Annotated in this window: 13 protein-coding genes and 2 pseudogenes; 5 read left to right on the top strand and 10 right to left on the bottom strand. The window is 42.9% G+C overall.

Annotated elements, in window-relative coordinates:
- Positions 1-55: 55 nt before the first annotated feature.
- Positions 56-1,063 (bottom strand): annotated as a pseudogene (psbA, locus tag ACM5QX_RS28505) (photosystem II q(b) protein); the annotation flags it as partial.
- 198 nt (positions 1,064-1,261) lie between these two features.
- Here psbA and ACM5QX_RS28510 point away from each other — a divergent pair.
- Both ACM5QX_RS28510 and hetL read left to right on the top strand, forming a co-directional pair.
- Positions 1,262-2,389: an NAD(P)H-dependent flavin oxidoreductase gene (locus ACM5QX_RS28510; protein WP_414756586.1), complete on the top strand. Its 1,128-nt coding sequence runs from the start codon at positions 1,262-1,264 to the stop codon at positions 2,387-2,389.
- 98 nt (positions 2,390-2,487) lie between these two features.
- Positions 2,488-3,201, top strand: a complete 714-nt coding sequence (hetL, locus tag ACM5QX_RS28515) for a heterocyst differentiation pentapeptide repeat protein HetL (RefSeq protein ID WP_011318400.1) — start codon at positions 2,488-2,490, stop codon at positions 3,199-3,201.
- A 134-nt stretch (positions 3,202-3,335) separates the two neighbouring features.
- Here the strand turns inward: hetL and obgE are convergent, their stop codons facing one another.
- From obgE to ACM5QX_RS28530, 3 genes are all read right to left on the bottom strand, one after another.
- Positions 3,336-4,364: a GTPase ObgE gene (gene obgE / locus ACM5QX_RS28520; RefSeq protein WP_414756587.1), complete on the bottom strand. Its 1,029-nt coding sequence runs from the start codon at positions 4,362-4,364 to the stop codon at positions 3,336-3,338.
- A 303-nt stretch (positions 4,365-4,667) separates the two neighbouring features.
- The gene (locus ACM5QX_RS28525) at positions 4,668-5,342 is read right to left on the bottom strand and encodes a Mo-dependent nitrogenase C-terminal domain-containing protein (RefSeq protein ID WP_414756588.1); all 675 of its coding nucleotides are present in this window, start codon (positions 5,340-5,342) and stop codon (positions 4,668-4,670) included.
- A 100-nt stretch (positions 5,343-5,442) separates the two neighbouring features.
- Entirely contained in the window at positions 5,443-6,027 is a 585-nt protein-coding gene (locus ACM5QX_RS28530; protein WP_414756589.1) for a Uma2 family endonuclease, read from the bottom strand.
- A gap of 216 nt (positions 6,028-6,243) precedes the next feature.
- Here ACM5QX_RS28530 and ACM5QX_RS28535 point away from each other — a divergent pair, with 216 nt between their 5' ends.
- Entirely contained in the window at positions 6,244-7,572 is a 1,329-nt protein-coding gene (locus ACM5QX_RS28535) for a hypothetical protein (RefSeq protein ID WP_414756590.1), read from the top strand.
- 66 nt (positions 7,573-7,638) lie between these two features.
- Positions 7,639-8,721 carry a class I fructose-bisphosphate aldolase gene (locus ACM5QX_RS28540; protein WP_414756591.1) on the top strand — a complete coding sequence of 361 codons (1,083 nt, stop codon included), beginning with the start codon at positions 7,639-7,641 and terminating at the stop codon, positions 8,719-8,721.
- 248 nt (positions 8,722-8,969) lie between these two features.
- Here ACM5QX_RS28540 and ACM5QX_RS28545 read toward each other — a convergent pair whose 3' ends face one another.
- The 5 genes from ACM5QX_RS28545 to ACM5QX_RS28565 all read right to left on the bottom strand — a co-directional run bounded on the left by ACM5QX_RS28545 (position 8,970) and on the right by ACM5QX_RS28565 (position 16,760).
- The gene (locus ACM5QX_RS28545) at positions 8,970-10,208 is read right to left on the bottom strand and encodes a tetratricopeptide repeat protein (protein ID WP_414756592.1); all 1,239 of its coding nucleotides are present in this window, start codon (positions 10,206-10,208) and stop codon (positions 8,970-8,972) included.
- Positions 10,209-10,315: 107 nt separating this feature from the next.
- Complete coding sequence (locus tag ACM5QX_RS28550) at positions 10,316-12,034, bottom strand: protein kinase domain-containing protein (RefSeq protein WP_414756593.1); 1,719 nt, start codon at positions 12,032-12,034, stop codon at positions 10,316-10,318.
- A gap of 192 nt (positions 12,035-12,226) precedes the next feature.
- Positions 12,227-14,803, bottom strand: a complete 2,577-nt coding sequence (locus ACM5QX_RS28555) for a polynucleotide kinase-phosphatase (protein WP_414756594.1) — start codon at positions 14,801-14,803, stop codon at positions 12,227-12,229.
- Between the two features lie 26 nt (positions 14,804-14,829).
- A complete protein-coding gene (locus ACM5QX_RS28560) occupies positions 14,830-16,215 on the bottom strand; it encodes a 3' terminal RNA ribose 2'-O-methyltransferase Hen1 (RefSeq protein WP_414756595.1) in 1,386 nt (461 codons plus the stop codon).
- A 128-nt stretch (positions 16,216-16,343) separates the two neighbouring features.
- A complete protein-coding gene (locus tag ACM5QX_RS28565; RefSeq protein ID WP_414756596.1) occupies positions 16,344-16,760 on the bottom strand; it encodes a nuclear transport factor 2 family protein in 417 nt (138 codons plus the stop codon).
- Between the two features lie 57 nt (positions 16,761-16,817).
- Here ACM5QX_RS28565 and ACM5QX_RS28570 point away from each other — a divergent pair, with 57 nt between their 5' ends.
- Complete coding sequence (locus ACM5QX_RS28570; protein ID WP_011318411.1) at positions 16,818-17,396, top strand: TetR/AcrR family transcriptional regulator; 579 nt, start codon at positions 16,818-16,820, stop codon at positions 17,394-17,396.
- Positions 17,397-17,540: 144 nt separating this feature from the next.
- Here ACM5QX_RS28570 and ACM5QX_RS28575 read toward each other — a convergent pair.
- Positions 17,541-17,734: pseudogene (locus tag ACM5QX_RS28575) on the bottom strand (photosystem II q(b) protein); the annotation flags it as partial.

Below are 17,734 nucleotides of genomic sequence, written 5' to 3' on the forward strand. Positions count from 1 at the left end.
GTGCCTCTCAAACCTTTATCTGGCTAAGTTTAGAGGCGTTTGTCGCCCCTTGAAGAGCATTTCGCTCGTGCATCACTTCAATCCCTAAGTTGGCTCTGTTAAGCAGGTCTGCCCAAGTGTCAATTGTCCGTCCTTGGTGATCCAAAATTGAGTTGTTGAAGTTGAACCCATTCAAGTTAAAGGACATAGTGCTGATACCCAAAGCCGCAAACCAGATACCAATTACCGGCCAAGCTGCTAGGAAGAAATGCAAAGAACGGGAGTTGTTAAAGCTGGCATATTGGAAGATTAACCGCCCAAAGTAACCATGTGCAGCTACGATATTATATGTTTCCTCTTCTTGACCAAACTTATAGCCAGTATTGGCTGATTCTACTTCTGAGGTTTCCCGCACTAATGTAGATGTCACCAAGGAACCGTGCATTGCCGAGAATAATGCCCCACCAAAGACTCCAGCTACACCAATCATGTGAAATGGGTGCATGAGAATATTATGTTCCGGTGAAAACACAATCATAAAGTTGAATGTGCCAGAAATACCCAGCATCATCCCATCGGAAAAACTGCCTTGCCCAATGGGATAAATCAACAACACGGCTGTTGCAGCCGCAACGGGAGCAGAAAAAGCTACAGGAATCCACGGACGCATCCCTAAGCGATAACTCAGTTCCCATTGCCGACCCATATAAGCATAGATGGCAATCAGGAAATGCAGGACAATCATTTGGTAAGGGCCGCCATTGTACAGCCATTCGTCTAAAGAAGCCGCTTCCCATATAGGGTATAAGTGCAGGCCAATAGCGGCTGAAGTTGGTACTACAGTAGCAGTAATAATGTTATTACCGTAGAGCAGAGAACCTGATACTGGTTCACGAATGCCATCCACGTCAACTGGTGGCGCGGCAATAAACGCAAGGATAAAGACAATCGCCGCAGTTAAGGCTGTGGGAATTAACAATACTCCAAACCAACCAACATACATTCGATTTTCCGTACTGGTAATCCAGTTACCGAATCTATGCCATAAATTAGCGCTACTACGCTGTTCTAAAAGTGTTGTCATTTGTGGTGATGATTGCGAATGTAAGAGTGAAATATCAACTGACAAGGGTGTAACTTGTCTTACAATTAGTATATAACTTTATAGTAATATAGTTGTCAACTATAATGGGTAAAATTTTTCGGCTGAGTACATAAATGTTATCCGCATGACAATTGACACCGAGATGTTAAAATTACTCTAAAGTTATTTAGTTAATGAATGAATAGTTCTGTAAAAACCCGTATCCTCCAGCCTTTACGGATTGGTAAACACATTGCCCGCCATCCCATCATTCAAGGGGCAATGGCCGTGCGGGTATCGGGAGCAAAATTAGCGGGAGCCGTTGCCAATGCTGGGGGTGTGGGCGTGATTGCTTCTTTGGGACTGGGTTTAGATTCGCCCTATTTTGACAAACGCAAAAAACGCAGCTTTTTTACAGCCAATCGCCTAGCTTTAATAGATGAACTAGCAAAAGCCCGTAGTATCAGCCCCGATGGGGTGATTGGGGTAAATATTCTAGTTGCTACCAAAGATTATTCTGTATTAGCCCAAACAGCTGCTGCCCAAGGAGCAGATATCATCATTACTGGTGCAGGATTACCCCTAGCTTTACCAGAGTACACCGCAGCATATCCCGATGTGGCACTAGTGCCGAGTGTGGCGAACATGGAAGCAGCGCAGTTGATTTGTGAAACTTGGCAAAGTCGGTATAATCGTTTACCTGATGCGTTGATTGTGGAGAATTGCCAGCAGGTAGGGGGACATTTTACCCAGTGTGAGCAAGTGAATATTCCGGGGTTTTCTTTTGAATTGGTGATTCGGCAATTGCGGGATTATTGCCAAAATCATTTAGGTGCAAGGATACCATTGATTGTGAGTGGAGGAATTAGCGATCGCACCGATATTGATCGGATGATAGCAATAGGCGCTGATGGTGTGCAAATTGGTACGCGTTTCGTGACCACAGTAGAATGTGATGCCGACCAACGTTATAAAGATTATCATCTACAAGCCCAGCCAGAAGATATTGTGACTGTACCCAGTCCAGTAGGCAAACCCAGTCGTGCTTTACATAATCTGTTTACAGAACAGGTAATGAGTAATTCATCAAACTTAGAAAAGCGATGTATTGCCAACTGTTTAGAAACGTGCTTATGTCGAGATCATGGAAAAACTTATTGCCTTTTGCAAGCACTTGCTCAAGCAGCCCGTGGCGATGTGGAAAATGGTTTAATTTTTTCGGGCGCAAATGCTGGTTATACCCAAGACATTATATCTGTCCCAGAACTGATGACAGAACTCACTCAAGCTCATACCATTGAAGTTTCATCTAGTGACAAATACTAGACAGGAGCATCTGCACCAGCCAAGAATCAGAAGAAAAGAAATTTAAAGAGTTGGTATCATACCCTTTAAATTTATTAATTATTGAATTTGAATTATTTATGAATGTGGGTGAAATTCTGAGACATTATGCTGCTGGCAAACGCAACTTTCAGCATATCAATCTGCAAGAAGTAGAATTAACAAATGCAAGCCTTACAGGTGCAGATTTGAGCTACGCCGATTTACGTCAGACGCGACTTGGTAAGAGCAACTTCAGCCACACCTGTTTACGAGAAGCAGACTTGAGCGAAGCCATTCTCTGGGGAATAGATTTGAGTGAAGCCGATTTGTATCGCGCCATCCTCCGCGAAGCAGATTTAACAGGTGCAAAGTTAGTCAAGACTCGTTTGGAAGAAGCCAACTTAATTAAGGCTAGTTTGTGCGGAGCTAATTTGAATAGTGCTAATCTTTGTCGTTGCTTACTCTTTCAAGCAGATTTACGTCCCAGTTCCAACCAGCGTACAGATTTGGGCTATGTGCAGTTAACTGGGGCAGATTTAAGCTACGCTGACCTGAGAGCGGCTTCTCTCCATCACGCCAATTTAGATGGTGCAAAGCTGTGTCGAGCGAATTTTGGTCGGACAATTCAGTGGGGAAATCTGGCGGCGGATTTAAGCGGGGCTAGCTTGCAAGGTGCAGACTTGAGTTACGCAAATTTGGAAAGTGCCATTTTGCGAAAAGCAAATCTGCAAGGTGCAGACTTAACAGGAGCAATTCTCAAAGATGCTGAACTACAGGGAGCTATTATGCCTGATGGTTCGATTCATGATTGAGCTTTTACTGGATTCCTGGGAAATGGTGGTTTGATGAACGCAGAGGGACGCGGTAGACGCTTTTGCGGCTTGCCGCAGGCTGGTTAGCGCGGAGGTACGCAGGGTTTTTTTACGAACCACTCGCTATTTTGCTGCTAACTAAAAACTTCTGCTTCCTCAAGAGCATTTACTTGGTCAAGAATTCCCCAAACTTCTTGTAGCATTGGTTCTAAGCCAGTGCGAGTTACCGCAGAAATGAGGAAAACTGGGGCGTGAGAAAGATGATTTAATTGGGTGGCTAGTGCATCTAAGTCTACAGTTTCCCTATCAACTGCATCAATTTTATTTAGGGCTACAATCTGCATTCGCTCACTTAAACCCCGTCCGTAAGCTTGCAATTCCTGCTCAATTGTGTTGTAGTCTCTGATAATATCATCGCTGGTAGCATCAATTAAGTGCAGGAGTACCCGCGTTCTTTCAATGTGACGTAAAAAGTCATGCCCTAATCCTGCACCATCGGCTGCACCTTCAATTAAGCCAGGGATATCGGCAAATACTGTTCCATCTCCTGTGGGTTTGCGTACTACACCCAAGTTGGGGATGAGGGTTGTAAAGGGATAGTCAGCAATTTTCGGACGCGCCGCCGATAAAGATGATATCAATGTTGATTTACCTGCGTTGGGTAAACCGATAATTCCTACTTCCGCCAATAATTTCAACTCTAAACGCAGCAGTTTTCTTTCCCCTGGTAATCCTGGGAGAGAGTATTCTGGGGCGCGGTTACGGTTACTCAAGAAGTATTGATTTCCTAACCCACCTTTACCACCTGCTGCAATGAGTAGTTGTTGGTTAGGTTGAGTTAAATCACCAAGTAAATCACCTGTTTCCGCATCATAAATAGTGGTTCCACAGGGAACTTGAACGATTAAATCTTTGCCTGAAGCGCCGGTACAGTTATTGGGGCCGCCACGACCTCCATCGTCTGCTTTAAATATATGCTTATATCGGAAGTCTAATAGGGTTTGCAGATTTTCCACTGCCACGAAAACGACTGAACCACCACGTCCGCCATTTCCACCAGAAGGCCCACCGGCAGGTACATATTTTTCACGCCGGAAAGCGACGATACCATCGCCACCTTTACCAGCTTCTACTTCGATTTGTGCTTGGTCGATAAATTGCATAATTTAGTCAATTGTCAGTAGTCAGTTGTCAGTCGTCAATGCTTATTGGTTAGTCGTTCGTTGGAATGCTTTCCATTGATCATGATGTCTTCTTCACAACGTAACGCATCAGCAAAAGTTTATGTTTGTTTAGTTGATCTACTTAACAGGTTACGCCTAAGTAGTGATTCTTTGCCAGTGTTGAGTACCGACTTTTAAGCGGGGATTGGGAACTGGGTATTGGGGATTGGGGATAAAGAAGAATAACTAATGACCAACGACAACTGACAACTGTACAGACGCGATTAATCGCGTCTCTAACAACTAAATATAAGGCGAAACGTCCTCTTTACATTCATCTGCCAAATAGGAGAGGGCGCGGAAACGTAACCCTACTAGTTGTTCATACAAGGGGTTGATTTTACATAAGGGGGGAATGTGAACAATTTTGCGTCCGAATAGGGTGACATCCCGTTCAAAGGGACATTGGGAGGGAATCATTTTACATAAGAAACGGGCGACTCTGGGGTCTTGAATGTCTAACCCATCTAGCCAGTCGCGGAGGGGGTCAAGTACTTCTAAAGGGGGGGCGTGAGGTGCGATTAGTGCAGGGGAATGTGTTGGTTCTTTGACTATTAATGTTTGGCGTAAGGCTCCCAGGATGTCTTCTGGTTCTCCTAAGGCTTGACATAATTGGTGCAGGACTTGATCTTCGCTGGGAGAATAGGTACCATCTGCGATCGCTACCATAACAGCTGTACGCAAAAAGTTTTCTGCTACTGGAGTATTCTTACCCAAAACTGTGGCTAATTCTTCTGGTGCGATTACTTCCAGTGAATCCCACTCGATACTAGGGGCTAATTCATCTTGCGTAATGCTGGCAATTGATGCTTTTTCTTGCTCATCAAAGTTACCATCAGCCCAAGCTATTGTCAGCAATCCACGCAACCAAGCGGCTATCTGTTCGCTACTGTAGGGAGATTGAACTACACTTGTCATAAACTCACGCTTCACCAATTCAATACTAAGTTAGCTTTCATGAGGCTAAACTGTTACAGGGCTAACTTCCCAAGTCTTAAGCTTTGTTTTGCGATCGCTTTTAATTGGCAGCTTGAGTTACTTCAAATGTAACATCTTCATAGACATTGGCGATCGCACAGCGCAAATCTACACTAGCTATATGTATTTCTTCTCCTTGTCCGTAGGGGTAAAGTACCCATTGCCCTTCGGAGTTGCGGCGAAAACACTCTACACTTTGCCGATTTTGACTCACAAGTACATACTCTTGTAATGATTTGATTTGGCGGTAGTGAGCAAATTTCTCTCCTCTGTCAAAGGCTTCGGTGTTGGGAGATAAGACTTCGATAATTAAGCCAGGATGACGAAGAAAGTTATTAAATGTTCTATCTCGCTGGTCACAAGTAACGGTAACATCGGGATAGTAATAGATATCGAGTAACTCGATATGAACTTTGGTGGCTGAGATGTAAGTCTGACATCCGCTTCCACGCAAATGATTTTTCAGCATAGAAGCCATATTCAGAGAAATCACCACATGAGTATTACTCGCCCCTGGCGTTGCGTCAATTTCTTCTGGGCGATATGCAGGCCTGATGGAACTGCTTTCTTCGGCTTTGAGATATTCTTCAGAGGAAATATAGCTAGAACTGGAAGTTGCAATCATTGGTTAGCACCTGGTGTAATGTCTTGTATGTAGTTTATGAAAAACTCATAATTGAGGACGCTGCTCATCGCCCCGCCCACGGTAACACAACTCGGCACAAAGCACTGATTTTAGTCAACTTTCTAAATATATATTTTTACGAATCTAGCTATTGCTAGATGCTGTCATTCTCTGGAAAGGCTTAATCTACAACTGTTGCACTGTAGAAATAGACCTGTGGATGAGATATTAGAGCGATCGCACGAACTTAAACAAGCCTTAATGGATTTTGTTCTGGATGCGGAGGGTGACATAGCCCAAGCGTTAGAAACCTATGCAGCAGAAAGGTTACGCCGTGGTAGTGGGGATAATACACAGCAAGACTTAACCATTGACAGCTTTTTGATTGAGGGAAAAGTCGGTGATGAGTCGCCACTAGATTTATTTATCGCTAGTCAGGTAAACTTATCAGAGAGCGATCGCCATCTTCTCAACAGTTGGCATCGTAGCTTTATGGGTTTATTTGCTATTAGTCAAATTTTACCTGATGGCTGGGAATTGCTTAACTGGTTAACGAATAAATCTTATATTGTTAAGCCGAATAATTCTCAAACATTACAAGCAATTGAACGATTAAAACTAGGCGAGATTTTACTAACTCGCATTTCTCCTGTTACCGATAATTATTGGACATTTTCTAGTCCATATACATTGTTAGGTAAATTGGGCAAACCAAAATTAGCTGTAGCTATTGGTAATTTTAAAGAAAACTATAAGCATCATCTTTACAGTGATGCGCCTGATGTCCTAGAAGCAGCTTGGAATTCTGTATATCAATATCATCAGGATTTTATTGACTTCTTTGGCAGTGATGAAATTACTCTACCCGGATATCAACTTAATAAAAAAATAGCTGAGTTTCAAGAATTAATTACAGAGAAACGTTTGGCAGATTTAGGAATTGACCAAACAAAATCCCTGAGTGAATTAGCAATAGAAGCTGGTGTTCAAGAAGAGGATATTCAAGCCGCCGTTAAAGAAACTGGTGCAGATGCCAAGCTAGTTTCCCAGATATTGAATAATAAAAGTGGTAATACCAAAATGGTGATGCCAAAAGTTGATTTACCTGCGGAACTGAAAAAAGCCGAACAGGTAACAGCTATTTCTCATCCCCGTTGGGGACAAATGTTTTTACCAACATATAATAAGTTTCAAACTTTGTTATCAACAGAAGATTGGCAAAGTGTTGATGGGGCGGAAAAATTAGTTCGTTATTATCTAGAAAATAAGAATATTAATGCCTTTATTTGGCATCGTTTAGCCGAACAGTACCCAAGTTCCTTGGAAAAAGTTTTACAAATTGTGTTACAACGTCCAAATTTCAAGATAAGTAATGATTTGGATGCTATTTTACAAGAGTTCAATAAACCACTTGAGCCAGATTTACCAGATATTGCTAGCGTGCCAATACATCTGCATGAATTATTTCAGGAAGCAGTGGCAGAAGTTCACAAATCTAAGCCAAAAGGAAAGATACCGAAAAAGGCAGAGAAAGGTTTCAAGTAAACATTTAAAACTAGTAAGATGCTATCTTGAAAGCAAAATCATTTTCTCGGCTTTGAGGCAACCCTTATGACTACCACACTCTTAGAATCTAATTCTATCGAGTCATTGCTAGGGCATGAAGCAGAAGACTTGCTGACTTACAAAGCTAAAGTCTCTCAAGACTTATTACATCTACCAGGGTCTGATTTTATTGATCGAGTTTGGTTAAATAGCGATCGCAATCCTCAAGTCTTGCGAAATCTCCAACAGCTTTATTCTACAGGTCGTTTGGCATATACCGGCTATCTTTCTATTCTGCCAGTAGACCAAGGTATTGAACACTCAGCCGGAGCATCTTTTGCACCCAATCCTATTTATTTTGACCCAGAAAACATCATCCGTTTAGCAATCGCTGGTGGTTGCAATGCTGTAGCTACAACTTTAGGTGTATTGGGTAGTGTTTCCCGTAAATATGCCCACAAAATTCCTTTCATTGCTAAACTTAACCATAATGAATTGTTAACCCTTCCCAATCAATTTGACCAAGTATTGTTTGCTGATGTAGAACAAGCTTGGAATTTGGGCGCTGTAGCTGTGGGTGCAACAATTTATTTTGGTTCCGAACAATCCACCAGACAAATTCAAGAAATCAGCCAGGCATTTAAACGCGCCCATGAACTAGGAATGGTCACAATTCTCTGGTGTTATTTGCGGAACAATGCTTTTAAACAAGACAAAGATTATCACGTTGCGGCTGACCTCACCGGACAAGCGAATCATCTAGGTGTGACAATTGAAGCCGATATTATTAAACAAAAGTTGCCCGAAAATAACAACGGCTATGGTGCAGTAGCCAAAGCCACGGGTCAGAGTTACGGCAAAACTAATGAAAAAGTCTATACAGATTTAACCAGCGACCACCCCATCGATTTAACTAGATACCAAGTACTCAATTGCTATTGTGGACGCGCAGGCTTGATTAATTCTGGGGGTGCATCCGGCAAAAACGACTTTGCCGAAGCAGTCCGCACCGCAGTTATTAATAAAAGGGCTGGTGGTACAGGATTAATTTCTGGGAGAAAGGCTTTTCAGCGTCCCTTTGAGGAAGGGGTGAAACTTTTTCACGCAATTCAGGACGTTTATTTGTCGCCAGAGGTGACGATAGCTTGAGTCAGCACTGATTAGTGATAGGACTTACGCACCGGGGTTGTCTGTTGAGACTGGGTGTAGGGGTGTAGGGGTTTAGGGGTTTTAAATTGACAGCCCTACACTCTTGTCCAAACCCTTGATATTTCGTTTTCATGCGTAAGTTCTCAGTCAGGGCTGTCCATAGTCAAGTGTCCAGAGTCAAAGGCTAGCTTGGACTGTGGACTTTTGACAACCTGAGTGCGAAACATACAATTTAAATGCGTAACAGCTTAGTTTTTTTGCAGTTCCATCAGCAGATAGGTATAGAACTCGTAATAGGGTCGAACTGAGGCAACGTAAGCAGTACGTAGTTCTTCGTTCGCTATTTTGGCTTGTAAATCTTCAATTATTTTAATAGCTGATTGAATATGTGTTTGGGCTTGTTGTAGATTACCCCGACTGTGTTCTAGGGCAGCCATGCTAGAGAGGGTGAAAATTTCCCCTTCTGTGTCCCCCACTGCACGGCGTATGGGTAAAGCTTGGTTATAGTATTTGAGTGCTGCTTCCTTGTCTCCGAATGAGTTGTAGATACCACCAATATTGTGGAGGATAGTGGCTTCTCTTCTGCTCTCACCTACTGCGCGGATTATGGGTAAAGCTTGGTTGAGGTATTTGAGTGCTGCTTCCTTGTCTCCTAATGCGCTGTAGAGAGTGCCAACATCGTTGAGGGTACGGGCTTCTATTTTTTTGTCCCCCACTGCACGGCCTATGGGTAAAGCTTGGTTGAGGTATTTGAGCGCGGCTTTCTTGTCTCCTAAATCGGAGTAGACTCTACCAATATTAATGAGGATGCTGGCTTCCATCCCCTTGTCTCTCACAACACGGATTATGGGTAAAGCTTGGTTGAGGTATTTGAGGGCGGCTTCCTTGTCTCCTAATGAGTTGTAGATACCGCCAATATAGGAGAGGGTGACGGCTTCTACTTTTCTATCCCCCACTGCACGACCTATGGGTAAAGCTTGATTGAGGTATTTAAGAGCTTCTTCTTTTTCTCCTAATGAGCCGTAGACTAAGCCAATATTATTTAGGGTGGCGGCTTCTTGTCCTCTGTTCCCAGCTGCACGGAGTATAGGTAAAGCTTGGTTGTAGTATTTGAGCGCTTCTGGCTTTTCTCCTAATGAGCCGTAGACCAAGCCAATATTGTTGAGGGTACTAGCTTCTGACAGTTTATCATCAACTTGTTGCCAAAGCTTGAGTGCTTCTTGGTATTTTGCGATCGCTTGTCGCAGTGATTCTCCTGTCCCTTGTTGTTCTAGCTGTATCCCCTCTTGAAAAACCCGTTTTGCAACAGCGTGAGCCGCATCTTGTTGAGTGGTTTCTGGCTGCTGTGCTATCTGTAGCCCTTGCTTTTTCAGTGTCGTCCCCACAGCATCAGACGGTAAAACTGCACTCAGCAATAAAGTTAAACTGTAGCAGGTCAATTTTGGTAGAAACCACCAGCCAATCCCCTGATTATTTGCACTCCCCATGATTTGTCAGTCTCAATCACAATATATTGGCTTAGTAATTGCGCTAATCGTCCGAACCCTAAACCCAGACCAGTAATAAATTATTCCTCCTATCCCCTATATTCTACTTAGCGAATATTTACTTCTGGTAGTTGAATTTCCGATTGTATATTGCCGACCTGAATAACTGAATTATGAGCAATCAAAGACTTAGCCTTTTGGATTTGTGGGCGTAGCTTTTGGGTATACTCGTTGAGTTTAGCTTGAGCTTGGGCATAAACAGGAGTGCCTTGAGGAATTTTGCGGAGGTAGTTGACCGCATGATTAAAGTTACCCGCTAATGCTTGTTTACGAGCTTGGTGTAAAAAATAAGCGGCTCTAATTTGTTTTTTCTGGTTGTATTCAGCCAGTTTTTGTTGTACCAAAGCACCAGCAGAACTTTCTTGAGGTATTTGACGCAAATATTCTAATGCTGAGGAAAAATCTTTAGCTCTGGCTTTATCATAAGCTTTGGCTAATAAATTTTGTGTTTGGGCTTCGATATTGACATTGGCTTTCTCCACTACATCTTTAACTTTAGATTGCCAATATGAAATATTAGGAACTTCGCTTGCCGCAACAAAAACATCTGACCATCTACTCTCAAGTAATGCTTGTTCAGCTAGGGAATATTGTTTGGCTGCTGTTTGCCATTGCTGTTGCCATTCGTCTATAGTGGCTTGAGCATCTGGATATACATTACTATGAGAAGGTATGAGTTTAGCTAGAGCGATCGCTCGTTTTAAATCGCCGTCTTGATATTCTTTTGTAGCTTTATATAAAATTTCTGTCTCGGTGTTGGCTGGAGAAGTACTCAGCAATGAATAAGTTCCCAGTCCCATTAATAAGGTATTAACCGCTAGTCCTACCTTCATTCCTGTGATTAGCGGCGATGGTTGGTCAGAATTAGGTTCCTGCCTATATTCTATCTGTTGTGTTTGCAAAAGTTGTGGCAAGGATGTTTCCCATTTCATTTGTTGGAGGACACGCAACACTTCAGCCGCAGACTGAAAGCGTTCTTGGAAATTGTAGCGAATCATTTGGCTGAGAATTGCCGCTAGATAGTCACTCACAGGCGTATCAGCAAAACGCCAAATAATTTCATTACTATCAGGATCTATTTTTAATTGCAGTGGTTCCAACCCGGTTAAAGCCTGGATAGCAATCATGCCTAAAGCATAGATATCACTATTAATTTGAGTTTTACCAATAAATTGCTCTGGTGGTATATATCCCAAGGAAGTAGCCGGAACCTGATAGATAGATAATTGTTCATCTATACCGAAATTAACTGACTGGATAGAACCAAAGTCAATTAAAACTAATTTGCCATTAACAGCTCGTCTGATTAAATTTTCTGGTTTAACATCGCAATGAATCACACCTTGCGAATGTACAAACTGTAAAATACTTAACGCATCTTCTAAAAATGTAATAACTTCATCTTCGCGCCACAGAGAACCCCAATTTTGAGCAATTGGCAATTCCGCCGTTAAAGCGTGTCCGGCGACGTACTCTTGTACTAAGTAGAAACGCTCATTTTCTTCAAAACAAGCAATGAAATTGGGAATCTGGGGGTGTTGTCCCAAGTGCTTGAGGGTTTCAGTTTCTGTCAGAAAACGTAATCTGATTGTATCTAGTTGACTAGAGTGGAAACTGTTAACCTTAAGTTGTTTAACAACACATTTAGGTTGATGTGGGTAATTGATATCTACAGCAATGTATGTTTGTCCAAATACCCCTGAACCCAGGTTTTGGACAATTTGGTAGCGTGCTTGCAGTATTTTACCGATCATGTGGTGGTTCATGAGCTGGTTACTGAGTTAGTCCTTATATAAGTATTCTCTTGATTGCCTGATGTTTCCGGAAGAGCCTAAAGACAAATTACTATAAGCTCGACTTTATTACACTGCGTATGTCATTTTTTGGAGACGCGATTAATCGCGTCTGTACAATTGTTTTAGTTTCCTATAGGGTACTTTGAATTGATTCATGAGGTGCTACAGTCGTGGATCGACAGGTTCACTTTCTAGAGCCAAAATTCCAAATACGCATTCATGTACATGACGTAAAGGAGCATGGGCGACAAATCGCTCTAATGCTTCCACACCCAAGGCGAACTCTCGCATGGCCAAAGAACGTTTCAGAGATAACCCTCGTTGGCGTAGACGTTGCAAGTTCTCCGGGGCTGAATATTCAGGGCCGTAGATAATTCGCAGATATTCCTGTCCACGACATTTCACCGCAGGTTGGACAATACTCCGACTACCTTTGACGAGAAATTGCATGGGTTTGACAACCATACCCTCACCCCCGACTTGGGTAAGTTTTTCCCACCAATGTACCCCTTCAGCTTGGCTACTAGGATCAGTTAAATCTATTACTTTGTAGGCGGTAGGAAGGAGTAAATCCGGGTCTGATTGGCAAATTTGGGTAATTTGTTCTATATGCCAACGATGGTCTTTGTCGATATGTACTGCTTTCTCTGTAGCGAGGATATGAAAGGGGGCTAGTTTTAAGTCTCCAATATCGGTGACATTCCAGCAGTAGCGACGGTAAGCAGTGATGTACTGATTGGCCATCTCTGCTCGTTGTTGGTAGTGAGTGAGTTGGGTAGTAATATTGAGGCCGCGATCGCTTGCTTGTTGCAATAATTTTGCGGCATCATTGTAAGCTAGGCGTGAGGCCACACCCACTGGTGCATATTGCCCTTTGATTAATCCTTGAGCTTTTGCTGACCAGGGCATGAGTTCACAGTCCAAGCATACCCAATTTGTATTAAATGTTTCCCAAAATCTGCTTGCAGTCAGGGCAGCATTTACCCGCGCTAAAAGTTGTGTTTCTAATCCTGGCTCATCAAAAAATCTCCTACCTGTGCGGGTATAGCAAATACCAATACCTTCATCCACCACACCACACCGTTTCTCGGCTGTTGCTAAATCTCGGCAAACAACCACAATAGCGCGTGAACCCATATGCTTTTCTTCGCATATAACCTCCGTAATTCCTTGCTTTTGGTAGTAGACGAAGGCCTGGGATGGGTGTTCCAAGTATCCAGGCTCTGAGGAGGTTTCCACCGGGGACATGGTGGGAGGGAGGTAAATCAGCCATTTGGGATTAGCAGCAAAGCGGCTCATAATTTCTAAAGCAGCGATCGCATTTTCTTCCCTAATGGTGATATTTGGTTGTAGCTTGGTATTGATGATGCGCTTACCTAATACATCCTCAATGTTGAGAACATCATCAAATTCCTGCTGGGATGTCCGCGTCACACTGTTCTCAACCAAAGGTTTCACGGGTTCACAGTAAACCCGCGCCGCCGGAACACTCACCAATTCCTTTTCGGGATAACGCAGGGCGGTCAGTTTGCCACCAAACACACAACCTGTATCAATATCAATAGTATTATTCAACCATTCCGCTTCAGGTATAGGCGTATGTCCATAGACTACCAGCGCCTCACCCCGATAATCTCCAGCCCAGTTATAACGGACTGGTAAACCAAACTCGTCAATCTCACCAGTACTTTCACCGTACAGGGCGAACTCCCGCACCGCACCAGAACCCCGTCCCTGCATTTCCTGTTTCATTCCTGCGTGTGCTACTACCAAGCGTCCCTCATCAAGTAAGTAGTGGCTGACTAGGGAATCGAGAAAATCTGTCAGTTCCTTGGTGAATGGTGTGCGGACTGCTTCTGGTAACGCTGCTATTTCATCCAGGGTTTGCTGTAACCCATGACTTGCTCTGACATTTTTACCCCGTAGTTTCCGCAAGAGCTTGTTTTCATGATTACCAGGAACACAAATGGCTGTATCTGCTTGCACCATATTGCGTACTAGCTTGACCGTATCTAAAATACGTGTCCCCCTGTCTACCAAATCACCAAGGAAAACCGCTTTGCGTCCTTGGGGGTGGTAGTAGATAGGAGCGTTCCAGATTGTATCTTCAATTCCTCCACTTTTTTCATAGCCCAATTGTTGGAGTAAAGCTTCTAACTCATCACAACAGCCGTGGATATCGCCGATGATGTCAAAGGGGCCGTGTTCGTGTTTTTTGTTGTTCCATAGGGGTTGGAGTTCAATTTCAACGTTGGCGATTTCCTCTGGTGATTTGAGGGTGTAGACGTAACGAAAACCCTCTTTTTCTAAACCACGCAAAGAACGCCGTAACATTTGGGTATGACGACGGACTACATGGGAGCCAAATTGTCTGTCATTCCTTTGTTGATTACGTTCATGACATAGTTCTTCTGGTAGGTCAAAAACTATGGCTACAGCAAAGCAATGATACTGCTTGGCCATTTGTAGTAAAGTCTTGCGGTCTTCTGGCTGGACATTAGTTGCATCTATTACCGTTAATTTACCTGCGGTTAGGCGTTTAGTAGTTATATAGTGCAGAACATCGAAAGCATCCCTGGAAGCAGACTGGCTATTTTCATCATTGGAAACTAACCCACGACAAAAATCAGAAGATATCACTTCAAACGGTTGAAAATGCTTACGTGCAAATGTCGATTTACCTGCACCAGAAGCACCAATCAGGACAACTAAAGATAATTCAGGAATAGTAATTTTCATAGTCAACAGTTCTCTCCCTGCGCCCTTTACCTATGTATAAAAACTGCCATTTGCGTAGGTGAGCCAACTTCTGGGTCTTCTTCTCCTATGGGTTGAAACTGCACATCATAAGCAAAGCGTTCTGTGATTTTATTCGCCCAATGTTGAAATTGCGATCGCGTCCATTCAAAGCGATGATCTTTATGGCGCAGTTTCCCTGCTGGTAAATTGGCAAATTTGACATTATATTCAATATTTGGTGTGGTTACTATCACGATTTTCGGTTGAGCAAATTCAAATAAAACTCGCTCAAATGCACCCAAACGTGATAAATCAAGATGCTCAATCACCTCAATCACGGTCGCAGCATCATAACCATGAAAGCGTTTATCTTGATAAGTAAGCGCGCCTTGAATTAATTGCAAACGTTCCCACTGGTTGCGGGGAAGACGCAAGCGGTCTAATCTTTCTTGGGCAATTTCTAGTGACCTGTAGGAAACATCTACACCTGTAATTTGCTCAAAAAAGCTATCTTTTAAGAGGATTTTTAATAAATTTCCTTGACCACAACCCAAATCAATTACACGCCTAGCATTACTTTGTTTTAACGCAGCAACCACCGTATTCATACGCTGTTGGTTCAAGCTAATGGGCTTTTCTACCGCCGCTTCTTCCTCAGCGTGGGTTTCTTCCGCACTGTCAGGGTCTGGATGATCTTCCTCTGCTAACTGTGATAAAGCAGTGCGAGTTAAACGGTACTGTCGTTTGAGGTAACGTCTGGTGATTTGTTCTCGTGCTGGATGTTGTGATAACCAACCCTCACCATGACGTAGTAACTTTTCGATTTCTTCTTCGTTGACCCAATAGTGTTTCTCATCATCTAGTACGGGAATCAGGACGTAGAGATGGCTTAACAAATCACTCAAGGGTATGGTGTGCTGGAGTTCAACTGTGAAATATTTACTATTTCCCCAATCTGGAAATTTTTCATCTAAAACGTGACCTTGGGCGCTTACAGTGTAACCCAAAGGCTCAAATAATTGTCGAAGGAAACCTTCACCACCACGACAGGGTAAAACCGATAGTTTCGCTACTAAAGGTAGAGACTTTTGGGCTAATTCTGGCTTATCCTTACTACGTCCGCCTAAAGCTGTACTAAATACCTGTGCGATCGCTACACTCATAAAAGATGATGCCACATAAGGGCGATCGCTCACATACTGTTCCAATGTCGCACCTTTCCCCCGCACCAACTTTACCGGGTCAACATCCAACAACAGCGCCGCCGTGCATTTTTGTTCATTCGCTTCTGGATAAAAAACGTGAGCCTGTCCAAATGACAGGGAAAACGACTGACAACGGTCTGGGTGCTTATGGAGTAAGTAGCCTAACTCTGTCGCTGGGGAGTGGGTGGTGCTAATGGTGAGCAGCATTCACTTAATTTAAGTGTTAGTTATTAGCTAATAAATACTGCTCTAAGGTAGGCGATTACTGAAAATTCGTAAATGGCTGGGCTTGTGTATATCCATGAACGAACAGCACATCGCCTAACTAACATTAGCTAAAACTGTGGTAACATTCCGATCTGCTGTAATAAAGTAGCAAGATTGTAATAGTCTTTATTAGTTTTGATTTTTCCGTTTTCTAGATTAATAAATGTCACGCCCCGCACCTCAATTATTTGATGGGATGCTGGGACATTACGAAATGCTTCCTTATGAGTCCCTTGCATGACCCACTCTAACGCGCCATTGGTTTCTGATGCAAAACAAGACTGTACATTGATTTTTAAATCAGGTAATGCTGTGCGAGTAGCGATAAAAAAGTCTCTGAGTTGTTCTTTACCTTTACTCACCATACTAAACGCCACATCTTCGTAGTCGCAGTCCTCAGTGAAAAGTGAGAGAAAAGATTCTACATTTCCTGAAGACCATAAATTTGCCCATTGCAAAAGTAGCTCTGTATTTGCGTTACTCACTTATTTATCTTTTACATACCGTAGCGTATGGAAACAGATTAGTACCTCAACAAATAAATGTCAATACGCTGCCGTATGGAAAAAAAACAAGAAAACATCAAACTGGAACGACAGGACTGGATTAATGCTGGTTTAAAAGTTTTGGCGGAGGGAGGAATTGAAGCCGTCAGAGTAGAACCACTTGCCAAGTTAATCAAGGTGACAAAAGGTAGCTTTTACTGGCACTTCAAGAACCGAGATGATTTGCTAGAAGCGATTTTACAGGAATGGGTGAAAGGTGAAACCAATAATTTAATTGAGCGAGTCGAAACGATAGGTGGGGACGCAACGACTAAATTGCTGCATTTATTTGAATTAGCAATTGAAATTGATGGTCGATTAGAAAATGCAATTCGAGCTTGGGCTGCAAAAGCTGCAAATGTCGCCGAGATTATGCTTCAAGTAGATCAAAGTCGGCTAAATTACACACAAAATTTATTCTTGCAAGTTGGCTTTACACCTTTAGAGGCGAAAGTCCGCGCTCAAATGGCTTATTACTCACTGGTTGGTGAATTTACGGTGGGAACAAGACCGAATCAGGCTGAACGTCTAGCAGAGGTCATATTTGAACACGCTATCCTTACTAGACGAGATTAATCATGCCATATTAAGGCGATCGCATTTTCTTCCCTAATTGCCTTATCTATGCTGTGTGTAATTTAACCTATGTTGGACATGACTCCAAAGCAAAAAAGCGTCTCCAGTTAAGGAGACGCTTTTTGTTGAGTTAAGACTTCAGAATTAACCGTTGATAGCAGGAGCGCTGATAGCAACAGGAGCAACTTCACCAGCAGCCAAGTCTAAGGGGAAGTTGTGAGCGTTACGCTCGTGCATTACTTCCATACCCAAGTTAGCGCGGTTGATGATGTCAGCCCAGGTATTGATCACACGACCTTGTGAGTCGATGATGGATTGGTTGAAGTTGAAGCCGTTCA

It is taken from the genome of Anabaena sp. CCY 9910 (assembly GCF_963920875.1).
In the GTDB taxonomy this organism is placed as follows: domain Bacteria; phylum Cyanobacteriota; class Cyanobacteriia; order Cyanobacteriales; family Nostocaceae; genus Trichormus; species Trichormus variabilis.

What these genes read in the sequence shown, in the direction of transcription:
- ACM5QX_RS28540 (WP_414756591.1), top strand. Translation starts at nt 7,639, where the DNA reads ATGACTACCACACTCTTAGAATCTAATTCTATCGAGTCATTGCTAGGG.
- obgE (WP_414756587.1), bottom strand. Translation starts at nt 4,364, where the DNA reads ATGCAATTTATCGACCAAGCACAAATCGAAGTAGAAGCTGGTAAAGGT.
- hetL (WP_011318400.1), top strand. Translation starts at nt 2,488, where the DNA reads ATGAATGTGGGTGAAATTCTGAGACATTATGCTGCTGGCAAACGCAAC.
- ACM5QX_RS28550 (WP_414756593.1), bottom strand. Translation starts at nt 12,034, where the DNA reads ATGAACCACCACATGATCGGTAAAATACTGCAAGCACGCTACCAAATT.
- ACM5QX_RS28530 (WP_414756589.1), bottom strand. Translation starts at nt 6,027, where the DNA reads ATGATTGCAACTTCCAGTTCTAGCTATATTTCCTCTGAAGAATATCTC.
- ACM5QX_RS28510 (WP_414756586.1), top strand. Translation starts at nt 1,262, where the DNA reads ATGAATAGTTCTGTAAAAACCCGTATCCTCCAGCCTTTACGGATTGGT.
- ACM5QX_RS28560 (WP_414756595.1), bottom strand. Translation starts at nt 16,215, where the DNA reads ATGCTGCTCACCATTAGCACCACCCACTCCCCAGCGACAGAGTTAGGC.
- ACM5QX_RS28570 (WP_011318411.1), top strand. Translation starts at nt 16,818, where the DNA reads ATGTCAATACGCTGCCGTATGGAAAAAAAACAAGAAAACATCAAACTG.
- ACM5QX_RS28555 (WP_414756594.1), bottom strand. Translation starts at nt 14,803, where the DNA reads ATGAAAATTACTATTCCTGAATTATCTTTAGTTGTCCTGATTGGTGCT.
- ACM5QX_RS28525 (WP_414756588.1), bottom strand. Translation starts at nt 5,342, where the DNA reads ATGACAAGTGTAGTTCAATCTCCCTACAGTAGCGAACAGATAGCCGCT.
- ACM5QX_RS28545 (WP_414756592.1), bottom strand. Translation starts at nt 10,208, where the DNA reads ATGGGGAGTGCAAATAATCAGGGGATTGGCTGGTGGTTTCTACCAAAA.